The sequence below is a fragment of the Pseudonocardia lutea genome (assembly GCF_042658055.1).
Taxonomy (GTDB): Bacteria; Actinomycetota; Actinomycetes; order Mycobacteriales; family Pseudonocardiaceae; genus Pseudonocardia; species Pseudonocardia lutea.
On the sequence record NZ_JBHSQK010000148.1, the window covers coordinates 1 to 1,502 of the forward strand.

The following is a 1,502-nucleotide window of genomic DNA, read 5'->3' on the forward strand; positions in this document are numbered from 1 at the left end:
CTGGCGGGGTCAGGCGTTGCGGACGGCGGCGGCCTGGTGGAGGTCGAGCAGGTCCACCGACTTCTCCCGCATCTCGACCTTGCGGACCTTGCCGGTCACCGTCATCGGGAACTCGTCCACGACCAGCACGTACCGCGGGATCTTGTAGTGGGCCAGCCGCCCGGTCGCGAACTCGCGGATCGACTCCGCGCTGACCTGGGCGCCCTCGCGGACCTGCACCCACGCGCACAGCTCCTCGCCGTACTTCACATCCGGCACCCCGATCACCTGCGCGTCGAGAATGTCGGGGTGGGTGTAGAGGAACTCCTCGATCTCCCGCGGGTAGATGTTCTCCCCACCCCGGATCACCATGTCCTTGATCCGCCCGGTGATGTTCACATACCCCTCGGCGTCCATCACCCCCAGGTCCCCGGTGTGCATCCACCGCGCCGCGTCGATCGCCTCGGCGGTCTTCTCCGGCTCCTCCCAGTACCCCAACATCACCGAATACCCCCGCGTGCACAGCTCCCCGGGCTGCCCGCGCGGCACCGTCAACCCACTGTCCGGGTCCACGATCTTGACCTCCAGATGCGGATGCACCCGCCCCACCGTCGACACCCGCCGCTCCAACGAGTCCTCCACGCGGGTCTGCATCGACACCGGGCTCGTCTCGGTCATCCCGTAACAGATCGTGACCTCGTCCATGCCCATCCGCGCCACGACCTGCTTCATCACCTCCACCGGGCACGGGCTGCCGGCCATGATCCCCGTCCGCAACGACGAGAGGTCATAGGCGTCGAAGTCCGGGTGGTTGAGCTCGGCGATGAACATCGTCGGCACCCCGTACAACGACGTGCACCGCTCCCGTGCCACGGCCTCCAGGGTCGCCTTCGGGTCGAACCCCTGCGCCGGAATCACCATCGTGGCCCCGTGGGACGTGGCGGCCAGGTTGCCCATCACCATCCCGAAGCAGTGATAGAACGGCACCGGGATACACACCCGGTCCTCGGGGGTGTAGCCGTTGAGCCGCCCCACGAAGAACCCGTTGTTCAAGATGTTGTGATGGCTCAGCGTGGCGCCCTTGGGAAAGCCCGTCGTCCCGGACGTGTACTGGATGTTGATCGGGTCGTCCGGGGACAGCTCGGCCTGCTTCTCCGCCAACAGCCCCGGCTCTCCGCCGCGCCCGGCCGCCAACAGCCCGTCCCACTCGGCCGACCCGATCAGCACCACCGCCCGCAGGTCCGGGCAGCTGCCCCGCACCTCCTCGATCATCGCCGCGTAGTTCGACGTCTTGAACTCCCGCGCCGCCACCAACAGCGAGATCCCCGCCTGGCGCAGCACGTACTCCAACTCGTGCGTGCGATAGCTGGGGTTGATGTTGACCAGGATCGCGCCCAGCTTCGCCGTGGCGTACTGCACCACCGTCCACTCCGCCATGTTCGGCGCCCAGATCCCCACCCGATCACCCTTGCCCACCCCCGCCCCCAGCAACCCCAGCGCGAGGGCGTCCACCTCGGCGCGCA

1 protein-coding gene is annotated in these 1,502 nt (G+C 68.0%); it reads right to left on the reverse strand.

Going from position 1 to position 1,502, the window contains the following annotated elements; translation table 11 throughout:
- Window positions 1–9: 9 nt before the first annotated feature.
- Window positions 10–1,502 (reverse strand): AMP-binding protein (locus ACFQH9_RS32065; RefSeq protein WP_379572220.1); only part of this gene is annotated, 1,493 nt, incomplete at its 5' end.